The 1,540-nt window shown below is 39.3% G+C and carries 1 protein-coding gene; it reads right to left on the bottom strand.

All coding sequences use genetic code 11. The features are described from left to right. Positions 1 to 1,540 (bottom strand): transporter substrate-binding domain-containing protein (locus CXF78_RS00110; RefSeq protein WP_145991265.1); only part of this gene is annotated, 1,540 nt, incomplete at both ends.

Raw genomic sequence — 1,540 nt, 5'->3', positions numbered from 1 at the left:
TGAATTTCGACATTTAGGCGCCGATTCGACATTAATATTACAATGGCTATTAGGGTGATAATTAACAAACCAATCACTAATATTTTCAACCACCGTTGATAGCGTAATGTGTCACTATTAAGATCTAGCGAGACCCATTTTTGGTACATGTTCTGTTGTTCGGTTTCATCGATAGTCGCAATGACTCTATCAATCAAAGGCACTAAATTTTTCACGCCTGGGAATAACCCTATGTGGCTGTGCTGCTCGGTTAACTCAGCTAATAAAGACATTTTCAAACTCGGATATTGGCCACCTTTTAACGTAGTCGCCAATGTTGCAACTTGTTCAACAAACATATCCGCGCTACCTGTGATAACGGCTTCCATACCTTGTTTAGTGTCTGCAACGGGCACTAATTTTATACCTGGGTATTGTTGGCGAAGCTGATCGACAATATGGTAACCGTCAACAACAGCCAGACGTTTACCTGTTACCTGTGAAATATTAAAAATGGGAGGTTGGCTTAGCGACGTGACTATCGCCCAAGGTGATGGCCAATATGCTAAAGAGAATGCTAGTTTGTTTTCGCGCTCAACCGTTTTAGCCATACTGGCCACTAAATGAATTTCACCTTTAATTAGGTCATTCATCATGTTACCAAAATCATCGTAAGCCACTGGGATAATAGTTAAATTAAGTTGCTTGACTAGTAAGTTTTTAATGTCTGCATTCACCCCTAAAAATTCACCATTTTTGCCTTGGAATTCCATAGGGGCCCAATTTTTCAGGTAACCCATTTTAATGGCGCCTAAACTACTAACATATTGCTTTTGTTGCGTTGTTAATTTTATTTTATTGGCAGAATTCGCAAAAAAGCGGTCATCTGGATTAATTAACCATTTACGCTCAACCTGAACTTGTTCTTCAACAGAAATTAAATTAAATCCAGCTTGAATGCGATCGGCTAAACCACTGTCGTCAATACGGGTTAATACATACATATCTGTCGAAAATTCGATATCAGTATATTGACGAAATTCTGCCCACAACTTATTAGCCAATAAATAATGAGACGTCATTGCTGCAGATGAAACAAAACCGCTGATTTCATCGTTACGTGCGGCTTTAACCATGGCATCTAATGAATCATAAAAGCGTAATTGCGCCTTAGGAAAAGCTTTTTTAATATCACTGATATAAGGCGCGGTAGGATAAACGCCAATCCGCATCGCAATGTCTTCAATGTTATTTAATGTTAAGTTTGAGCTAAAAAAACGGCTTTTAACCGAAATAATATGCCACGCTTGTTTCAAACCAGTGCGCATATCTTGGCTTTCAGGGTAACCAATATGAACATCTGCGACACCACGTTTAACATCATCAATTGTACTGCTCATGTCACCAGCGACAAAATCAATATTGATACCGGTTTTTTCAGACCATAAAGTCCACAAATCCACCAACATTCCATGTGGTAATCCATCAGCACCGATATCCGCATAAGGTTCGACACCGTTTTGCATCGCGATAATCACCCCTGTAGTTTGTCGATGATAAC

The organism is Shewanella sp. 11B5, assembly GCF_002836795.1.
In the GTDB taxonomy this organism is placed as follows: Bacteria; Pseudomonadota; Gammaproteobacteria; order Enterobacterales; family Shewanellaceae; genus Shewanella; species Shewanella frigidimarina.
Note: the sequence above shows the minus strand (reverse complement) of the source record. Positions and strands in the feature narration are given on the sequence as shown.